1 pseudogene is annotated in these 332 nt (G+C 72.3%); it reads right to left on the bottom strand.

The features are described from left to right. Positions 1-332 (bottom strand): annotated as a pseudogene (locus EXE44_RS18770) (hypothetical protein); the annotation flags it as partial.

The raw sequence follows: 332 nt of genomic DNA, 5'->3' as shown, positions 1-332 counted from the left end.
ACGTCGCTCGCGACCCGGTCCAGATCCGCCTCCGATCGGGCGCCGTACACGACCGTCGACCGCGTCTCGCCGCCGCCGTCGACGGCGACCCGCGCCAACTGATCGACGTCGGCGTCCGTCTCGAGGTTCAGTTCCGCCCTCGCGGCCGCCGGCGTATCGGCGAGATCCGGTCCGTCGACGTCGTTACCACCGGCACCGAACGTCGCCGTCGGTCTGTCGGGCGCGCCGTCGCGCGGCGCGTACGTTCCAGTCACCGAAACCCGGACGCGGTATCGAGCCGACGCCTCGTCGCGCGTCACGGTGCGGTCGACGCTGACGTTTCGGACCGTCCC

This window comes from Halorubrum sp. SS7, assembly GCF_005435055.1.
In the GTDB taxonomy this organism is placed as follows: domain Archaea; phylum Halobacteriota; class Halobacteria; order Halobacteriales; family Haloferacaceae; genus Halorubrum; species Halorubrum salinarum.
The sequence above is the reverse complement of the archived record's forward strand: the minus strand, read 5'-3'. Positions and strand labels throughout refer to the sequence as shown.